At 26.6% G+C, this 16,975-nt stretch carries 16 protein-coding genes; 6 read left to right on the top strand and 10 right to left on the bottom strand.

From position 1 onward, the window contains the following. Positions 1-59 precede the first annotated feature (59 nt). On the top strand, positions 60-2,576 hold the full coding sequence (locus tag ACPB8Q_RS05685; protein ID WP_423792218.1) for a DEAD/DEAH box helicase: 2,517 nt from the start codon (positions 60-62) through the stop codon (positions 2,574-2,576). A 187-nt stretch (positions 2,577-2,763) separates the two neighbouring features. Here the strand turns inward: ACPB8Q_RS05685 and ACPB8Q_RS05680 are convergent, their stop codons facing one another. Together ACPB8Q_RS05680 and ACPB8Q_RS05675 are read right to left on the bottom strand one after the other, a co-directional pair. Then, positions 2,764-3,480, bottom strand: coding sequence for an endonuclease NucS domain-containing protein (locus ACPB8Q_RS05680; protein WP_423792217.1), 717 nt, complete (start codon positions 3,478-3,480; stop codon positions 2,764-2,766). A gap of 47 nt (positions 3,481-3,527) precedes the next feature. Beyond that, a complete protein-coding gene (locus tag ACPB8Q_RS05675) occupies positions 3,528-3,788 on the bottom strand; it encodes a hypothetical protein (RefSeq protein ID WP_423792216.1) in 261 nt (86 codons plus the stop codon). A 526-nt stretch (positions 3,789-4,314) separates the two neighbouring features. Here ACPB8Q_RS05675 and ACPB8Q_RS05670 point away from each other — a divergent pair. Both ACPB8Q_RS05670 and ACPB8Q_RS05665 read left to right on the top strand, forming a co-directional pair. Then, complete coding sequence (locus tag ACPB8Q_RS05670; RefSeq protein ID WP_423792215.1) at positions 4,315-5,055, top strand: DUF166 domain-containing protein; 741 nt, start codon at positions 4,315-4,317, stop codon at positions 5,053-5,055. 6 nt (positions 5,056-5,061) lie between these two features. Then, complete coding sequence (locus ACPB8Q_RS05665; protein WP_423792214.1) at positions 5,062-5,475, top strand: hypothetical protein; 414 nt, start codon at positions 5,062-5,064, stop codon at positions 5,473-5,475. On the opposite strand, the gene cobA is transcribed toward ACPB8Q_RS05665, so the two are convergent. From cobA to ACPB8Q_RS05635, 6 genes are read right to left on the bottom strand one after another with little or no spacing between them, the layout of a single operon-like run. Then, the gene (gene cobA / locus ACPB8Q_RS05660) at positions 5,435-6,145 is read right to left on the bottom strand and encodes a uroporphyrinogen-III C-methyltransferase (protein WP_423793414.1); all 711 of its coding nucleotides are present in this window, start codon (positions 6,143-6,145) and stop codon (positions 5,435-5,437) included. The two genes, ACPB8Q_RS05665 and cobA, sit on opposite strands and share 41 nt — an antisense overlap. A 35-nt stretch (positions 6,146-6,180) precedes the next feature. Next, a complete protein-coding gene (locus ACPB8Q_RS05655; RefSeq protein ID WP_423792213.1) occupies positions 6,181-6,672 on the bottom strand; it encodes a 4Fe-4S dicluster domain-containing protein in 492 nt (163 codons plus the stop codon). Positions 6,673-6,704: 32 nt separating this feature from the next. After that, positions 6,705-7,595: a pyruvate synthase subunit beta gene (gene porB / locus ACPB8Q_RS05650; RefSeq protein ID WP_423792212.1), complete on the bottom strand. Its 891-nt coding sequence runs from the start codon at positions 7,593-7,595 to the stop codon at positions 6,705-6,707. A gap of 19 nt (positions 7,596-7,614) precedes the next feature. Then, positions 7,615-8,775, bottom strand: a complete 1,161-nt coding sequence (gene porA, locus ACPB8Q_RS05645) for a pyruvate synthase subunit PorA (protein ID WP_423792211.1) — start codon at positions 8,773-8,775, stop codon at positions 7,615-7,617. 14 nt (positions 8,776-8,789) lie between these two features. Further along, complete coding sequence (gene porD / locus ACPB8Q_RS05640; protein WP_423792209.1) at positions 8,790-9,050, bottom strand: pyruvate synthase subunit PorD; 261 nt, start codon at positions 9,048-9,050, stop codon at positions 8,790-8,792. Positions 9,051-9,053: 3 nt separating this feature from the next. After that, positions 9,054-9,593, bottom strand: coding sequence for a pyruvate ferredoxin oxidoreductase subunit gamma (locus ACPB8Q_RS05635; protein WP_423792208.1), 540 nt, complete (start codon positions 9,591-9,593; stop codon positions 9,054-9,056). A gap of 158 nt (positions 9,594-9,751) precedes the next feature. Between ACPB8Q_RS05635 and ACPB8Q_RS05630 the strand changes: the two genes are divergently transcribed. The 3 genes from ACPB8Q_RS05630 (at position 9,752) to pgi (ending at position 12,642) form a co-directional block, all read left to right on the top strand. Then, positions 9,752-10,174 carry a winged helix-turn-helix transcriptional regulator gene (locus ACPB8Q_RS05630; RefSeq protein ID WP_423792207.1) on the top strand — a complete coding sequence of 141 codons (423 nt, stop codon included), beginning with the start codon at positions 9,752-9,754 and terminating at the stop codon, positions 10,172-10,174. A 92-nt stretch (positions 10,175-10,266) separates the two neighbouring features. After that, a complete protein-coding gene (gene hflX, locus ACPB8Q_RS05625) occupies positions 10,267-11,493 on the top strand; it encodes an HflX GTPase family protein (protein ID WP_423792206.1) in 1,227 nt (408 codons plus the stop codon). Between the two features lie 12 nt (positions 11,494-11,505). Continuing rightward, the gene (pgi, locus tag ACPB8Q_RS05620; protein ID WP_423792205.1) at positions 11,506-12,642 is read left to right on the top strand and encodes a glucose-6-phosphate isomerase; all 1,137 of its coding nucleotides are present in this window, start codon (positions 11,506-11,508) and stop codon (positions 12,640-12,642) included. On the opposite strand, the gene smc is transcribed toward pgi, so the two are convergent. Together smc and ACPB8Q_RS05610 are read right to left on the bottom strand one after the other, a co-directional pair. After that, entirely contained in the window at positions 12,637-16,104 is a 3,468-nt protein-coding gene (smc, locus tag ACPB8Q_RS05615) for a chromosome segregation protein SMC (RefSeq protein ID WP_423792204.1), read from the bottom strand. The two genes, pgi and smc, sit on opposite strands and share 6 nt — an antisense overlap. A 21-nt stretch (positions 16,105-16,125) precedes the next feature. Further along, complete coding sequence (locus tag ACPB8Q_RS05610; protein WP_423792203.1) at positions 16,126-16,938, bottom strand: V4R domain-containing protein; 813 nt, start codon at positions 16,936-16,938, stop codon at positions 16,126-16,128. Positions 16,939-16,975 lie beyond the last annotated feature (37 nt).

The following is a 16,975-nucleotide window of genomic DNA, read 5'->3' as shown; positions in this document are numbered from 1 at the left end:
ATAGCTTTTATAGTCTATAAACTATAAATTAATAATGCCATATTAATTAAGGAGATAGAATGATAAAATATTTAAATAAAGAATATTCTGATGAGGAAATTTATTCTATTTTAGAAAAGCCAGTAAAAGAATGGTTTAAAAGAAAGTATAAAACATTTACACCTCCTCAAAGATATGCAATTAAAGAAATACATAATAAAAAAAATGTATTAATTTGCTCTCCTACAGGTAGTGGAAAAACATTATCTGCTTTCTTAGCAGGAATTAATGAGTTAGTAAAATTATCTATGGAAAAAAAGTTAGAAGATAAAATATATATTATTTATGTCTCTCCATTAAGAGCTCTAAATAATGACATAGAGAAAAATTTAAAAACACCATTAAAAGAGATTTATGAAGTAGCTAAGGAGTTAGATATTGAGTTAGATGAGATTAGAGTAGCTGTGAGAACAAGTGATACCACAAGTTACCAAAAACAGAAGATGCTAAAAAAACCACCTCACATATTAATAACTACTCCTGAATCTTTGGCTATCTCTCTAAATTCCCCTAAATTTTCCAAACTTTTAGAAGATGTTAAGTATGTTATAGTTGATGAGATACATGCCTTAACTAATAAAAGAGGAGTTCATCTCTCACTATCTTTGGAGAGATTAAATAGAGTAGCAAACTTTACAAGAATTGGATTGTCAGCTACTATTTCACCATTAGAAGAGATAGCTAAGTTTTTGGTTGGTGTTGGTAGAGAGTGCTATATTGTTGATGTCTCATATAAAAAGGAGATAGAGATTAAAGTAATTTCTCCTGTTGATGATTTTATATACACTCCAACAGAAGTTATAACAGAAAGATTGTATAAACTGTTGTATAAACTTATCAAAGAGCATAAGACAGTTTTAATTTTCACTAATACAAGAGGTGCAACTGAAAGAGTAGTTTTCCATTTAAAAAGGTTAGGAATTGATAGGATAGAGGCACATCATTCTTCTTTAAGTAGAGAGCATAGGTTAGAGGTAGAAAATAAACTAAAAAGAGGAGAACTTTCTTGTTGTGTTAGTTCCACATCCTTAGAGTTGGGGATAGATATTGGAAGTATTGATTTAGTTGTTCTTCTTGGTTCTCCAAAGAGTGTAGCAAGAGCTCTACAAAGAATTGGTAGGAGTGGGCATAGATTGGATGAAAAGAGTAAAGGAATAATTATCCCATTTGATAGAGATGATTTAGTTGAGGATGTTGTTTTAGCTTATGATGCCAAAATTGGGAAGATAGATAGAGTCCATATCCCAAAAAATTGTTTAGATGTCTTAGCTCAACACATAATTGGAATGGCTTTGGAAAAAGTGTGGGATGTGGATGAAGCTTATGAGTTAGTTAAGAAAGCATATCCTTACAAAGATTTAAGTAAAGAAGATTTTTTAAGTGTTATAAAATATCTCTCTGGAAGTATTGAAGATAGGAAAGTTTATGCTAAAATATGGTTTGAAGATAACAAATTTGGAAAAAAAGGAAGAGCAAGAGTAATATACTTTATGAATGTTGGAACAATTCCTGATGAAACAGCTATTTTAGTTGTAAATGAAGAAGGAAAGTATGTTGGAGAAGTAGAGGAAGACTTTGCTGAGAGGTTAATGAAAGGAGACATATTTGTTTTAGGAGGAAGAACATATAAATTTTTGGGAGGTAGGGGGAATATAATAACTGTCAAAGAGGTATTTAATGAAAAACCAACAATTCCCTCTTGGTTCTCTGAACAGTTACCATTAGCTTATGATTTAGCATTAGATGTTGAAAGATTTAGAGAAGAAGTAAAAGATTTAGATGTTGGAGAGATATCTAAAAAGTATGATATAGATGAAAAAACTTCAAAAGCTATAAAAAATTATATTGAAGAGCAAAAAAACTATGCTCTTGTCCCAGATACTAAAAATTTATTAATTGAGAGCTTTATAGAGGAAAAAAGAAGATATTACATATTCCATTTTGTAGCTGGAAGGAGAGCTAATGAAGCATTAGCAAGAGCTTTTGCCAACTATCTCTCTAACAAAAAAGAGACAAATGTAAGGATAACTGTAAATGATTATGGTTTTTCATTAATTCTACCAAAAGACATAAAATTAGAAAAGGAAGATATATTAGAGTTATTCAATATAGATATAGTTAAGAATGTTAAGGAAAGTATTGAGAGAAGTGAAATTTTAAAGAGAAGATTTAGACATGTAGCAACAAGAGGATTTTTAATATTAAGAAGATACTTAAATAGAAAGTTATCAGTTGAAAAACAACAAATAAATGCTGAAGCACTTTTGGAGTATTGCAAAGAGGTAAATCATCCACTTTACAAAGAAACTATTAGAGAAATTTTAGAGGACTATTTAGATATTGAAAATGCCCTAAACTATTATGAATTAATTAAAAATAGAAAAATCCATTATTTAGAACTTCCAAGCCCATCACCATTCTCATTCAACTTAATTGTTATGGCCTCATCAGATGTCATATTCATGGCAGATAAAAGAAAAATGATTTTAGAGTTGCATAAAAAAGTTTTAGAGTTTATAAGAGGGAAAAATAAATAAATTTTGTAAATTATAAGTAACTAGGTTTGTCAAAAAACATAATAGGGAAAAGTAAAAAACTATTTACGGAAAAGATACGATTGGCAATAATATAATAACATAATTTCAGCATGTCAGCTATAATGACAACAACTTTTAACAATGAATCACGATATATTTACATAAAATGTTTTTAATCATTGAGACCTCATAAAAACAATTGATATCCAATATTCAAATTTAGCATATTAAATAGATCTTGAAAAACATAATCTTTTGTTTTATCTAAGTTTTTAAAATCATATTTGATAAATAATATTTTTTTATCAGTTTTACTAATTTGTTTAAAACATGTTTTAGTAAAATTATTTGCTACTAAAATACCTCCGACACAGTCTTCTAATTCTTCCATATATTTTGTTAATTGTTCAATGTCTTTTTTTCTACTTTTGTTTTTCTTGACTTCAATTATAATTTTATGGTCTTTTCCTATAGGATGTCTTCTTTTTATTAGTAAGTCAATATATCCAGAAGATATTGCTTTTTCGCTTAAAACTTCAAAATCATAATAATTTTCATTTATATTGAAATAATTTAAAATTTTATTAAAAACATTACCTGAATTATTTCCTATATATTCCTTTATTAAAACTTGCAATATTAATTCGTCAAAAAGACATACATATGGTGGATCAATATTATTTTTATTAAATGTTATTTTTGGTATTATACTTTGTTTAATCCATTTTTGGTCATATATTTTATTTTTTGTTTTACCGATTTTAGAAACATAATTTAATGTTGTTTCATCAGCTTGAAAATGTGTTTTTTTATATCCACCTCTAGGCAATAAATCCTCCGCAATATATATAAATTCTGTCTTTACTAAGGATTCTTCAAATTCCCTAATTTGCTCTAAAAGCAATCTAAATGGAAAATTATATTCCCTCTTTCCTTTTTCTGACCGAAAAGCTATTTTTTCCAGGGTTTTTCTGAATCTTCTTTGTTTTTATATGTTATTTTTTTTGATACTTTATACAAATTATGTATTTTAGCTCCATATAAAAAAGATACATAGTCTCCCTCGTTTATTTCTAAATATGCCCAAAAACCATTTTTACTGTTTGGAAATCCTGCCATTAATTCTTTTTTACATATTTCTAGGTTTTCTTTATTAGAAAGTGCTATTAAATAATAGTTAGGCATAAAAATTACCATTTTAAAATACTTCATTTATTAATATTTTTTTGTTAGGACCAAGTTAATATCTTTCTGTATCTATAGGAATATTTACTATCAGATATTATAAGAATTTCTCCGGTTAACAGTCTTTAATTTAGTTTTATTTTCGTTGAAGTCATTTTTAAATCTTCTATTTTAACTTTTTTACCTAAAACTTCAATTTTTATGTTTTTTAATTTTACTAAATGGACTATACTTAAGGTATTTAAATTATTAGCTATTAATTCTTTAAATGTGATTTAAATGGTTTAATCACAATTAATATAGGATTTAATCCGTACTATTTTATTTTTTTGATTCCAAAGTTTATAATATAGAATTATAATAATCAATTTATTAAAAAACAATAACAACAATGTCCAATTTATTATGAATAACTGATGGAATAGGATAGAAAACTGCAAAAAATCCAATAAAAGAATGTTTTTATAGTGGTTATGTTTATTCTAAACTTAAATATGATAAAAAAAAGTTTTTTAAAGAGAATATTATTATCACAACCATAAGAGGGAAAAAAATGAAAGCTCTATTTATCTATCATAAAAGTAACAAAAGAATGGAAAAGTTTTACAATCATCTTGTAAATAATCCTGATTTTTGTAGAATTTGTGAAGATTGTTATAATTGTAGAGGTAATTTTAGTTATAAAGAAGATTTAGAGAGAGTCATTATAGAGGATGTTAATATTGAATTTATAGATGAGCCAGAGGAGTATATTCCTGATATTCCAAAAGGAGATGTTTGTGTAGCTCAGCTACATGAAGATTTATTGTATGAACTTCCTTACTATTTAAAAGATAAGGGATATAAAGCTTTAATAGTGCCATCTGAAAGTCCAGAAGACTTATCCTTAGGAATGAGAAGAGAACTAAAAAAGATATGTGATAAGCTAAATATTGAGTTTGCAAATCCAAAACCTTTCTGCTCATTAGAGAAGAAAGAAGAATATAACTATATTAACAAATTTATTGACTACTTTAAAATAGGAAAACCTAAATTAAATATATTAGTAGAGGATAACAAAATAAAAGATATTAAAGTTCTTATATCATCTCCATGTGGAGAAACATACTATATTGCTAAAAGATTAAAAGGATTGGAGTTAGATATAGAAAAAGTAAAAGAAGAAATAGCAAATGCACATCACAATTATCCATGTTTAGCAAGTATGAAAATAGACAAGGAGCTTGGAGATACAATATTACATAAAGCTGGATATATAGCCTATGATTCTGTGTTAAAAGAAATAAAAAAATGAGGTTATATGGTAGTTTTAACCAAAAAAAGAGACTACAATTTAATTAAAAATGATTTGTTGGATGACATGGATATTCATATTTTAAGTTGTGGTATTTGTGCTAAGATTTGTAAAACAGGAGATATAAATAGTATTTTACAATTAACAAATTTTTTAAAAAAATTTGGATATAATGTTTCCTACACAATAATTAATGGTATATGCTATAAAAGCATTCCTCAAAATATTAAAGAAAAGAACATCATTGTTCTATCTTGTGGTATTGGTTTTAGAAAGGTTAGGAAATTGTTTAAAGATAAAAATGTTGTTTGTGGGCTAATAACTATTGGAGTATCTTCATTAGATAAAAAAATATTATGTTTATGTTGTGGAAAATGCCCTAACTGTCCATTAGAGAAACAACATCACCAACAACAATAATGCCTGGTGGTTTTATATCCTCTTTTTTAGCTTTCTCTAAAATATCTTTAAGTGTTCCTTTAACAATCTTTTCATTTCCAAAGAAAGCATTTGTTATAATAGCTATTGGCGTATTTTCACTCCTACTTTTTAATAGTTGATTAACAATCTTATCTAAATTGGATATTCCCATTAATATAACCAATGTATCAGCTTGGAATTTACTAAAATCTACTTTATTCTCTCCTTCCATCTCATGCCCTGTAACAATTGTTAAAGATTTTGCTACTCCCCTATGTGTAAGTGGAATACCAAAAACCTCAGGAACAGCAATAGCTGATGTAACTCCTGGAACTACTTCATATGGAATATTGTTTTTCTTTAATTCTAGAATCTCCTCTCCTCCCCTACCAAATATAAATGGGTCTCCTCCTTTTAATCTTACAACAATCTTTCCTTCCTTAGCTTTCTTAACCAATAATTTATTTATTTCTTCCTGCTTTAAGGTATGTTTGTCCTTTCTTTTCCCAACATATATCAGTTCAGCACCTTCTTTGGCATAGTTTAGTATCTCTTTGTTAATTAAAGCATCATATACAATAACGTCTGCTTTTTTTAATATATTTATAGCTTTTAATGTTATAAGTTCTTTATCACCTGGACCAGCTCCAACTAAATAAACTTTTCCAATAGCCAAAAAAATTCACCTTTTAAAAATAAAAAATTTTATAAATTAATCTTAGCAGGAGTTATTATTTTATCTATTACATCAGAAGGTTTATTTCCATCTAATTTTATTTTTTCAAAAATTGGTAGAACTTTCTCTCTTTTTTTAAATGTAAGTTCATTTACATCAACAACATCTAAACATTTTTTTGGACATGCTTTAACACAAACTGGCTCTTCTCCATCACATAAAATACATTTGTACGCTTTATCTTCCATAACTATGGCTCCAAATGGACATGCTAATGCACATAGCCCACAACCAATACAAATATTCTCATCTAAATACACATAGCCATTTTTGAAGTATATTGCTCCAACTGGACAAACATCTTTACATGGTGCTGAAGTGCAGTGCTGACAAACTATTGGAAGATACTTTTTATTTTTTTCCATTATTGCAATTCTTGAAACTTTATGTTTTTTCATACATGCTCTTATACAAACTCCACAGTTGTCACATAAATCATTTATCATCATTATTTTCTTCATTATTATCCCTCAAAATTTTTTTTTTTTGATTTTTAATCTAATCCTAAGAGTTTGCATTTCTCATCAATATATTTTTGGATAATTTCAATATCCTCATCAGTTAAGTGTCTGTATCTCTTTTGCATTCTAATATATTCTTTAACTGGTTTTCTTTTTAAAGGTTTATAAGTTAATCTAAATTTTCCATTTTCTATCTCAAATAGTGGAAATACTCCTGTTTCAACTGCTAATCTACCTATTTCAATTGTTTTGTTAGATGGAAAACCCCAACCAACTGTACAAGGTTGTAGGACATGTATGAATTTAGGGCCTTCAATAGAAAGAGCTTTTTTAACTTTCTTCATAAAATCTTCTGGATAAGATATACAAGCTGTTGCAACATAAGGAACGCCATGAGCTGCCATTATAAATGCCATGTCTTTTTTAGGCCTATTTTCTCCTTTACTACATTTTCCAGCAGGAGATGTAGTTGTTTGTGCAAATAATGGAGTTTCTGAACTTCTTTGGACTCCTGTGTTCATATATGCCTCATTATCATACATTATATATAGTATATCATGCCCTCTTTCCATAGCTCCACTCAATGATTGAAATCCAATATCTGCTGTTCCTCCATCTCCTCCAATTGCAATAATATTAATCTTTCTGTCCTTAGATTTTCCTCTCTTTCTTTTTAGAGCCTTTATAGCTGCTTCAACACCACTTGCTACTGCTCCAGCATTTTCAAAAGCAACATGAATCCAAGGAACTCTCCAAGCAGTTTCAGGATATGGTGTTGAAAAAACCTCTAAACATCCTGTTGGTGTGACAACTATTGTGTCTTTACCAGCTACTTTTAAAACCATCCTTGCAACCATTGATGCTCCACAACCAGCACAACCTCTATGTCCAGGAGCAAATAGTTCATCTCTTGGAAATCTCATATAATATCCCCCAAAATTTTTATTCTAATAGTCCAATCCACTCTGTTTTATCATCTTTTGCTTTTTGAACATCTTCAATAATTTTATTGATATCTTCAATTTTTATATCTCTCCCACCTAAACCAACAATATAGTTGCATATTTTATTATCATATTTTCTTAATGTTGCAGTAATATCCAATCCTAAACTACCCATATCAAATCCAAAACATACATTTTTATCTAAAACAGCAATATTTTCAACATCTTTTAGATATTTCTTTACTTCTTCTTTTGGAAATGGTCTATAACAACTAATTTTTAATAAACCAACATTGACAATTCCTTTCTCTTTTAATTTGCTTATAACATATTTTATAGTTCCACACACAGAACCCATAGCCACTAAAACAGTATCTGCATTTTCTAAGTTGTATGTTTCAACAAAATCATAAACTCTTCCAAATCTATTAGCATACTCTTTATGAACTTTTTTTATAACTTTTCTTGAGTTTTCTATTGCATCATTTAGTTGTTTTCTTGTTTCCATATAACATTCAGGAACTCCAACACTTCCAACAGTAACAGGATTATCAGGATTCAAACAATAGTGTGGTGGCTCATAAACTCCAACAAATTCCTTAGCTTCATCATTTTCTGGCATTTCAATTGGCTCATAAGTATGTGAAAGTATAAATCCATCTAAATTAACCATAACTGGAAGAAGAACATCTTTATCCTCAGCTATCCTAAAAGCTTGTAATACTAAATCAAATACTTCTTGACAACTTTCTGCATAAAACTGAATCCATCCTGTATCTCTCTCAGAAATAGAATCCTGATGGTCACACCATATATTGATAGGAGCTGACAGAGCTCTATTAACATTAGCCATAACTATTGGTAATCTTAAACCAGAGGCAATATAGAGTATTTCATGCATTAATGCTAAACCTTGTGATGCTGTTGCTGTAAAAGTTCTTGCTCCTGCAGCTGAAGCACCAACTAATGCAGATATTGCTGAATGCTCACTTTCAACTCTAATATACTCTGCATCTAACTCTCCATTAGCAATAAATTCAGCTATCTTTTCAACACATTCAGTTTGGGGAGTTATTGGATAAGCAGCAACAACATCAACATCAGCCAATCTAACAGCCTCAGCAGCTGCATAAGTTCCTCTTGTTATAATTTTTTTCATAACTTCACCTTTTTTTATTTCTCTTCTCTTACATGTGTTATTGCATTAACTGGACACTCATTTTCACAGATTAAACATCCCTTACAAAACTCATAGTTAATTCTAAAATTTCCTTCTTCATCCTCATAAATAGCTGGTTCTGGGCAGAAAATATAGCATATCTCACACTTTATACATTTTTCAACATCTAAAATAGGCTTGAAAACTCTCCATCCACCTGTTTTATTTCTTACAGAACTACCTGGTTCAAATATTACTGCTGCAATATTTACCATAACTTATTCACCACTAACTTCTTTATATGCTATTTCAGCAGCTTTGTAGTTTTTCTCAGCCAACTTTTCTGGAAATCTGTTATATATTGCTTTTTTTATTCCATCTAAACTTACAATTTTTGTTATTCCAGCTAATGCTCCTATCATTGCAGTATTAACAATAGGAACTCCTAAAACATCTAATGCTATCTTTGTAGCATCAATAGTATAGACATTTTCAAAATCTAAATTTAACTCATCTTTTTTCTTTACAGTGTTTATAACAACAACACCATCCTTTTTTAAACCCTCTAAGATATTAACAATTCCCAATAATGATGAATCTTGAACAACAACATAATCAGGCTCATAAACTTGACATCTCAATAATATTTTTTCTTTATCTATTCTTGTAAATGCCATAACAGGAGCCCCTCTCCTTTCAACTCCAAAAAAAGGGAATGTTTGAGAATATTTTCCATCATAAAAAGCTGCATAAGCTAACAGTTGAGCCGCTGTAACAACACCTTGTCCTCCTCTACCATGAAATCTTACTTCTATCATACTCCTCCCAATTTGTCATTATTAATCATTATAAATTTTATTATTACTATAAAAACATTTTTAAAATACGACAATTAACGAAAAATATTTTAAAATTATATACCTTTAAATATCTTTAATTAAAATATCAAATAAATCAAAAACTATATGTGATATTTATGGATGAGAAAGATTTAAAAATACTAAAAATTTTAATGGAAAATGGTAGGATGTCATATACTGAAATAGCTAAAAAGTTAAATACAAGTGAGAGCTCAATTAGAAAAAGAGTAAAAAAGATGGAAGAAGAAGGAATTATTAAAGGATATAGTGTTATTATTGATCCATCTAAATTAGGATATAATGTAGTTGCATTAACAGGATTTGATACTGAACCTGATAAATTTTTATATGTTGCTAAGGAGTTATGCAAATTTGATGAAGTTAAAAAAGTTTTTACATCTACAGGAGACCATATGATTATGGCAGAAATTTGGGCAAAAGATGGTAAAGAGTTCTCTGACTTAATATTTAATAAGTTAGGAAAAATAGAAGGTGTAAAGAAAATTTGCCCTGCTATTATTTTAGAACAGTTAAAATAATTTTAAATATAATTAACTATAAACTTATTTTATGATTATTTTTATTTAATATAGATTGTGTTAAATAACCATATAATTGATAAGATTTTTGGGTGATATTAATAAAAGCTTTATTAGTATTAAGAAAGGACAATAAAAAAGATAGAAAAAGTATTGAAGAGTTAAAAGAATTGGCTGAAGTTCTGTATGAGGTTGAAGGAACATATATTCAAATTAGAAAGCCAGATAGTAAGTATCAAATTGGAGAAGGTTTTGTAAAAAAACTTTCTAAAATTGTTAAAGATAAAAATATAGACATTGTTATTTTTGGTAATACTTTAACACCTACTCAAAAGTATAATTTAGCTAAAGAGTTTAAAGTTGAAGTTATTGATAAGATTGAATTAGTTTTAAGAATTTTCAGTAAGCATGCTAAAACTAAGGAAGCTCAACTACAAGTCAAATTAGCAGAGTTACAATATGAACTCCCAAGAGCAAAAGAAAAAGTTAGATTAGCCAAGCAAGGAGAACAGCCTGGATTTGGTGGATATGGAGATTATGAAGTTGAAAAATACTACCAAAAAATAAAAAGAGAAATTAAAAGTATAAAAAACAAGCTTGAAAAATTAAAAGAGCATAGAAAAATTTTAAGAAAAAGGAGAGAAAAATATGACTCTGTTGGTTTAGTTGGATATACAAATGCAGGTAAAACAAGTTTATTAAATGCATTAACTGGAGAAAATAAAGAAGCTAAAAATCAAGTTTTTACTACATTAACTACAACAACAAGGAGAATTAGAGGAATTAAAAGAAAGATATTAATAACTGATACAGTTGGATTTATGGATGACTTACCTCCTTTTATGATTGAGGCATTTTTATCAACAATTGAGGAAAGTGCTAATAATGACCTAATTTTATTAGTTGTAGATGCCTCAGAAGATATAAAAGAAATTGAGAGAAAACTTATAGTTAATCATGAAATTTTAGAGAAAATTAATTGTAAGTCCCAAATTATAACAGTTTTAAACAAAGTTGATAAAATTGATGAGAAGAAAAAATTAGAAATTTTGAACGAGTTAGATAGATATTTAATAAATCCAATATTTGTATCTGCTAAATACAATATAAATATTGAAAAATTAAAGAAAATGATTTTAGATAACCTAAATCTATCAATTGGCACTATTGAAACTGATAATCCAAAACTTATATCATATTTATATGAGAACACAGAAATATTAGAAGATATAGAGGAAAATGATAAACATATAATAACATTTAGAGCTAAAGAAAAAGATGTTAATAGAATATTAAAGATTCATAAAATAGAGACATAAATGGTTGAGATTATGGATTTTTTTTATGAAAATTCATTAATATATGTGCATGAAGAATTCAATAACTTTGATTTTAAAAAGTATATAGATTCTTTTGAGAAAAAGCTAAAAAATGATGTTGGAATTAGAGAATCTATCTATAATGATTATAGTTATGATTTTTCATCCAACAAGATAGTTGTTGTGGGAATGGGAGGCTCTATCTTAGGAACTATGACACTATATCACTCTTTAAATTTGGAAGGTAGTTATTTTATAGATAACTCTGACCCTGAAAAAACTTTGAAAATTATTAAAGAGATAGATGATGACACATTAATTTTTGTTGTTAGTAAGTCAGGAAATACATTAGAGACATTAGTAAATTACCAATATATAAAAAGAAAATGTAAAAATCCAAAGTTTATTTTTATAACAAATGGTGGAAAACTTAAAGAAATTGCAAAAAAAGAGAATTATCCAATATTAAATATTCCTGAAAATGTTCCTGGAAGATATTCTGTATTTACCTCTGTTGGATTAGCTCCTTTAAGTGCTTTAAATGTAAATATTAAAAAAATATTAAAAGGAGCTATTGAGATAGATAAAGAAATTCAAAAAGATTATAAAAATCCAGCTGTTTTAAATGGTGTTATTCACTACCTAAATGATTTGAAAGGTTTTGATATTTCAGTTCTATTTATTTATATTGAAAGATTAAAATATTTTGGAGAGTGGTATAAACAGTTGTTAGCTGAAAGTTTAGGAAAAGATGGGAAGGGAATAACTCCTTTAATATCCTTAGGAGCTAAGGACCAACATTCCATTTTACAACTGTATTTAGATGGAAAGAAAGATAAAATAGTAACTTTTCTAAGTGTTAAAGAATATGGAGAAGATGACAAAGTTGTATTAAATGGAAAAGAGCTATATCTCTCAGATATTATAAAATCTGAGCAATTAGCAACAGAAAAGGCATTAACAATTAACAATATTCCTAACTTAAAAATTGAACTAAATAAGATAGATGAGAAAAACTTAGGTAAATTACTATATATGTATATGTATCAAGTTGGATTTATGGGAGAACTTTACAATGTAGATGCTTTTAACCAGCCAGCAGTTGAATTAGAAAAAAAGATATGTTGGGAGATAATAGAAAAATTATAATTTAATTCCTACAACTTTACTTAATCCATTTTCCATATATACTCCATAAACTGTATCAGCCTTATTAATCATCTGTTCTCTATGGCTAATAACAATAAACTGACTTTGTTTTGACTGATTTTTAATCATTTCAGCAATTAATGAGACATTTTTTACATCTAATGGAGCATCTACTTCATCTAACACATAGAATAAGGAAGGATTTAATTTTTGAATTGCAAATAAAAATGCTAATGAAGTTAAAGCTTTTTCTCCCCCACTCATACTTTCTAAGCTAATAAGTTTTTTACCTTTTGGAGATGCATCTATCAACAATCCTCCTTCAAATGGATTATTTTTGTTCTCTAACCTAAGTTTTCCAATTCCTCCAATTTGTTTATAAACTTCCTCAAAGTTCTTAGCAATTTTATTGAATGTATCTAAAAATACTTCTTTTTTCTTTTTTTCAATCTCTCTTAACATTTCTAAATATTTCTTTTCATCTATTTCATAAATTTCTCTCTTTTTTATTAGTTCATTAAATCTTTCATAAATAAAATTATAGTCTTCAATTGCCTTCATATTTACTGGCTCTAATTGTCTAATTTCTTCTTCAATTTTGTATATTGTTAGTTCTATATCTTTAATTGGTTTTTGTAAAAGTTCTTTATCAACTTCCTTAATCTCACATAAATATAGATTTCTCTCTTCTTCTTCAAGTTTTGTCTCAAATTTTGTCTTATCTAATAGAAGTTTAGTTATTTCATTCTCTATCTTATTTATTTCATTCCATAAATCAGATTTTTTAGATTTTAGGGAACTTATTTCAGACTCTATTTGAATCTTTTTATTATTTAGTTCCTTTAAATCTTTTGATATTTTTTCATACTTATCTTTTTTCTCTTTTAATATCTCTAAGTTTTTATTTATATTTTCTTCATATATTTTTATATTTTCATTAATGGAGAATAATTTTTTATTTAGTTCCTCTATTTTTAAAGTTAATTCTTCAATTTTCTGGTTTAAAATTTCATCAACCAAAGTTTTATATTTGTTAATTTCATTAAGTATAGTGTTCTTCTTAATAGAAAGCTCATTTATCTCATTTTCAATATCTTTTAATTTTATAAATTCTTCTCTATTTTCATATTGTTTTAATTGAGCTAAAATTTCATCCCTTTCTTTAACTAATGTTTTTATCTCATCTTCCAATTCTTTAATCTTTTCAACTAAATCGTTTCTCTCTTTATTAAGATTTTCAAGTTTCAAATTAAGTTCTTTATTAATAAAGTTTAGCTCATTAATCTTCTTTTTATTTGTCTCTTTTAGCTTCTCTAATCTTAAATTTTCTTTTTTAATGAATTCTAATTTGTTCTCTAATTCTATTTTCTTTGCTAATAGTTCTTTTAGAGATTTGTTGTTATTAGATAATTCATTTTTAATTTTCTCTAATTCTTTATCTAACTCTTTAATTTTATTAGCTATTGATTTAATTTTATTTTCATCAACATCTATCATAATTTTAGCTCTACTTTTAAAAGTTCCACCAATTAAAGCTCCTGAACTTTCAATTACCTCTCCCTCTAATGTAACAAATCTAACATTATATTTCTTAGAGAGTTCTTTTGCTATCTCAATATTCTCAACAATAACAGTATCTCCAAATACAAACTCAAATATATTCCTATATTTCTCATCAAAATCAACTAAATCAATAGCATTACCAATAACTCCATCTTCATAAATATTCTTAGCTTTTCTACCTTTAACCTTATCTAATGGTAAAAATGTAACTCTTCCTAATTTGTGTTTTTTTAAATAGTTTATGGCATTTATAGCTGAATCAATATCCTCAGTAACAACATAATTTAATCTATTACCACCAGCTACTTCAATAGCTAATTTATACTCTTTCTTTGTCTTACCTAAGTTACCTACAACATCAATAACTCCTGGAAGTTTTAAAACTTCTTTTATTGCTCTATCTAAATGTATATCTTCAAGTTCTTTCAATGCCTTAATCTTAGTTTCTTCCTTTGTATATTCTACATATAACTTATTTAGTTTTTCTCTAATCTCCTTTTCTTTTTCTTCTAATTCTTTAATTTGCTTTTTCTTAAATTCTATCTCTACTTTTATGTTTTCTAATTTTAAATATAGTTCTTTTGTATCATATTCTTTGATGTTGTCAATTTCATCTTTTAGTTTTTTTATTGTTTCAATGTTTCTTTTTAGCTCATAGTTTAATTGGTTTATTTTTAGCTCAATCTGACTTAGATTTTCTTTATAGCTATATAATAGATTTTGTTTCTCATTAATCTTTCTATTAAGAATATTCTCTTTCTCCTTTAAAGAATTTATTTCTTCATTAATATCTTTAATTTTATTTATTAAATCATCTCTTAATTTTGTTAAATCATAAAGTTTTTTATTAATATCCTCTAAAATCTTTTCTTTATTTTTTATTATTTCCTTGTATTCTTCCAATTTTTTTATAGTATCTTTTAGCTCTTCATTCTTTTTAATTATATCCTTATTTATATTCTTAGCTTCATCTTTAAGTTTAGATAAAAGTTTTTTGTCATTCTCTATCTCTAACTCCAACTCTTTTATTTCTTTATATAATGATATAACTTCTTTATCCTCTAATTTGCTTAAAATATTTTTTAATTCATTATTTTTCTTAGAAATTTCTTCTTCAATAATTTTAATATCCTTATTTAACTTCTCTTTTTTTTCTTTTAGATGAGTTATATTGTTGTTTATATTGTTAATTACTTCTCTTAAATATTCAACTTTTTTTAAATATAGTGTGTATCTTGCTCTATTTAATAAATCTTTTAATTTTAAATATTTTTCAGCATCTTCTTTCTCTTTCTTTAATCTATTAAGTTGATTTTTAACTTCACTAATCCTTATATCTATCATCTCAATTAATTCCCTTGCCTTTTTTAACTCTTCTTCTGCTTTCTTTTTTTTCTCATCAAATTCAGCAATTCCACTAATTTCATCTATAATTTTTCTCCTTTCTATTGGAGAAATATTTATTATTTTTGCTAAATCTCCTTGAGAGATAACATTATTATTCAATAAATTCATTTTTCTGAATATATCAATTATTTCAGTTTTTGTTAATTTCTTTCTTTTATCTTCTAAGATTAAATAATAATCAGTCTCACCAGATTTTTTTATTCTTCTCAAAATACCAAATTCTTCTGGTAAATCTTTAATTTTATCATTTTTTAGGAAAATAGCAACTTCTGCATAGTCTGCTCTTCTACCATTATGATAAGTTATTAGATTCTTAAATCTATCAGCCCTAAGTTTTTTTGCAGAACTTCTTCCTAAAACAAATAAAATAGCATCTACAATATTACTTTTTCCAGAGCCATTTGGTCCTACAATTGCTGTAAAACCTTCTGGAATCTCTAACTCTAAATTCTTAAATGACTTAAAATTTTTTAATACAATTCTCTTTAACAATTTACAACACCAAAAAATATTTTAAATTTTTTTGGAAGTTAATAAAAATCTACAAAAATTATCTCCTAAACCACAACACTTTACTTCTGTTATATCAAATTTTATATTTTTTTGTTCTTCAAAAAATCCTGAAATTAGTCCTGCTTCAAAGTAACATAGGGTCCTATTTATATTACCAATACCTGAGCATGATATACAATCATATACATCTACAGTTATTGGGTTTTTATTAGTTATATCTATCTTTCCAATATCATACTCTTTGAAAAATTCTACAAAATCCTCAAATTTTCTTAAATTTAGAGAACTTATAATTTCTTTTCCAAAATAAAACATTATCTTCTCATTGGAAATATTAAAATACTTATCAAAATCAACAAATCTAAATAATCTGAATAATGCTACAGATACCTTTTTTTTCTTTGAATTATCTAAAATAGATTTTAGAGGAATAACTGATAAATTTTTATATGTTAATTTGTCAATTTTATTTATAATACCTTCAAATTTTTTAATAATATTAAAAACTTCAGATTCAAATTCCAATAAATACTCAATAATGATTATTGTATTATTTAATGGTTTAATTAAATACTTTTTATCCTTATTTTTTATTACTATTTCGTCAGTACTACATAGTTCTTTATTTAACATGTCAGATACTAAACTATTTAATAGAGGAATTATATGCAATCTTTCACTATTATAATTATGTGAAAGTACAGGCTCTCCTGTATCTTTATCTATAACATCAATATTTAGTATTCCAGGGAACTTTTTTATTTCATTGAGTATAGACTCATATTTTTGGATTTCTTTATACAATAAAGACATTCAATCACCATTATAATTTTATTTCAGTTAGTATAAT

The sequence above is a fragment of the Methanocaldococcus indicus genome (assembly GCF_049554935.1).
GTDB classification, from domain to species: domain Archaea; phylum AGJL01; class Methanococci; order Methanococcales; family Methanocaldococcaceae; genus Methanocaldococcus; species Methanocaldococcus indicus.
Note: the sequence above shows the minus strand (reverse complement) of the source record. Positions and strands in the feature narration are given on the sequence as shown.

Excerpts from the sequence above, each read along its gene's own strand:
- ACPB8Q_RS05685 (WP_423792218.1), top strand. The coding sequence starts at position 60 with ATGATAAAATATTTAAATAAAGAATATTCTGATGAGGAAATTTATTCT.
- ACPB8Q_RS05675 (WP_423792216.1), bottom strand. The coding sequence starts at position 3,788 with ATGAAGTATTTTAAAATGGTAATTTTTATGCCTAACTATTATTTAATA.
- ACPB8Q_RS05655 (WP_423792213.1), bottom strand. The coding sequence starts at position 6,672 with ATGAAGAAAATAATGATGATAAATGATTTATGTGACAACTGTGGAGTT.
- ACPB8Q_RS05665 (WP_423792214.1), top strand. The coding sequence starts at position 5,062 with ATGGTAGTTTTAACCAAAAAAAGAGACTACAATTTAATTAAAAATGAT.
- ACPB8Q_RS05635 (WP_423792208.1), bottom strand. The coding sequence starts at position 9,593 with ATGATAGAAGTAAGATTTCATGGTAGAGGAGGACAAGGTGTTGTTACA.
- ACPB8Q_RS05670 (WP_423792215.1), top strand. The coding sequence starts at position 4,315 with ATGAAAGCTCTATTTATCTATCATAAAAGTAACAAAAGAATGGAAAAG.
- ACPB8Q_RS05630 (WP_423792207.1), top strand. The coding sequence starts at position 9,752 with ATGGATGAGAAAGATTTAAAAATACTAAAAATTTTAATGGAAAATGGT.
- porA (WP_423792211.1), bottom strand. The coding sequence starts at position 8,775 with ATGAAAAAAATTATAACAAGAGGAACTTATGCAGCTGCTGAGGCTGTT.
- ACPB8Q_RS05610 (WP_423792203.1), bottom strand. The coding sequence starts at position 16,938 with ATGTCTTTATTGTATAAAGAAATCCAAAAATATGAGTCTATACTCAAT.
- porD (WP_423792209.1), bottom strand. The coding sequence starts at position 9,050 with ATGGTAAATATTGCAGCAGTAATATTTGAACCAGGTAGTTCTGTAAGA.
- porB (WP_423792212.1), bottom strand. The coding sequence starts at position 7,595 with ATGAGATTTCCAAGAGATGAACTATTTGCTCCTGGACATAGAGGTTGT.
- pgi (WP_423792205.1), top strand. The coding sequence starts at position 11,506 with ATGGATTTTTTTTATGAAAATTCATTAATATATGTGCATGAAGAATTC.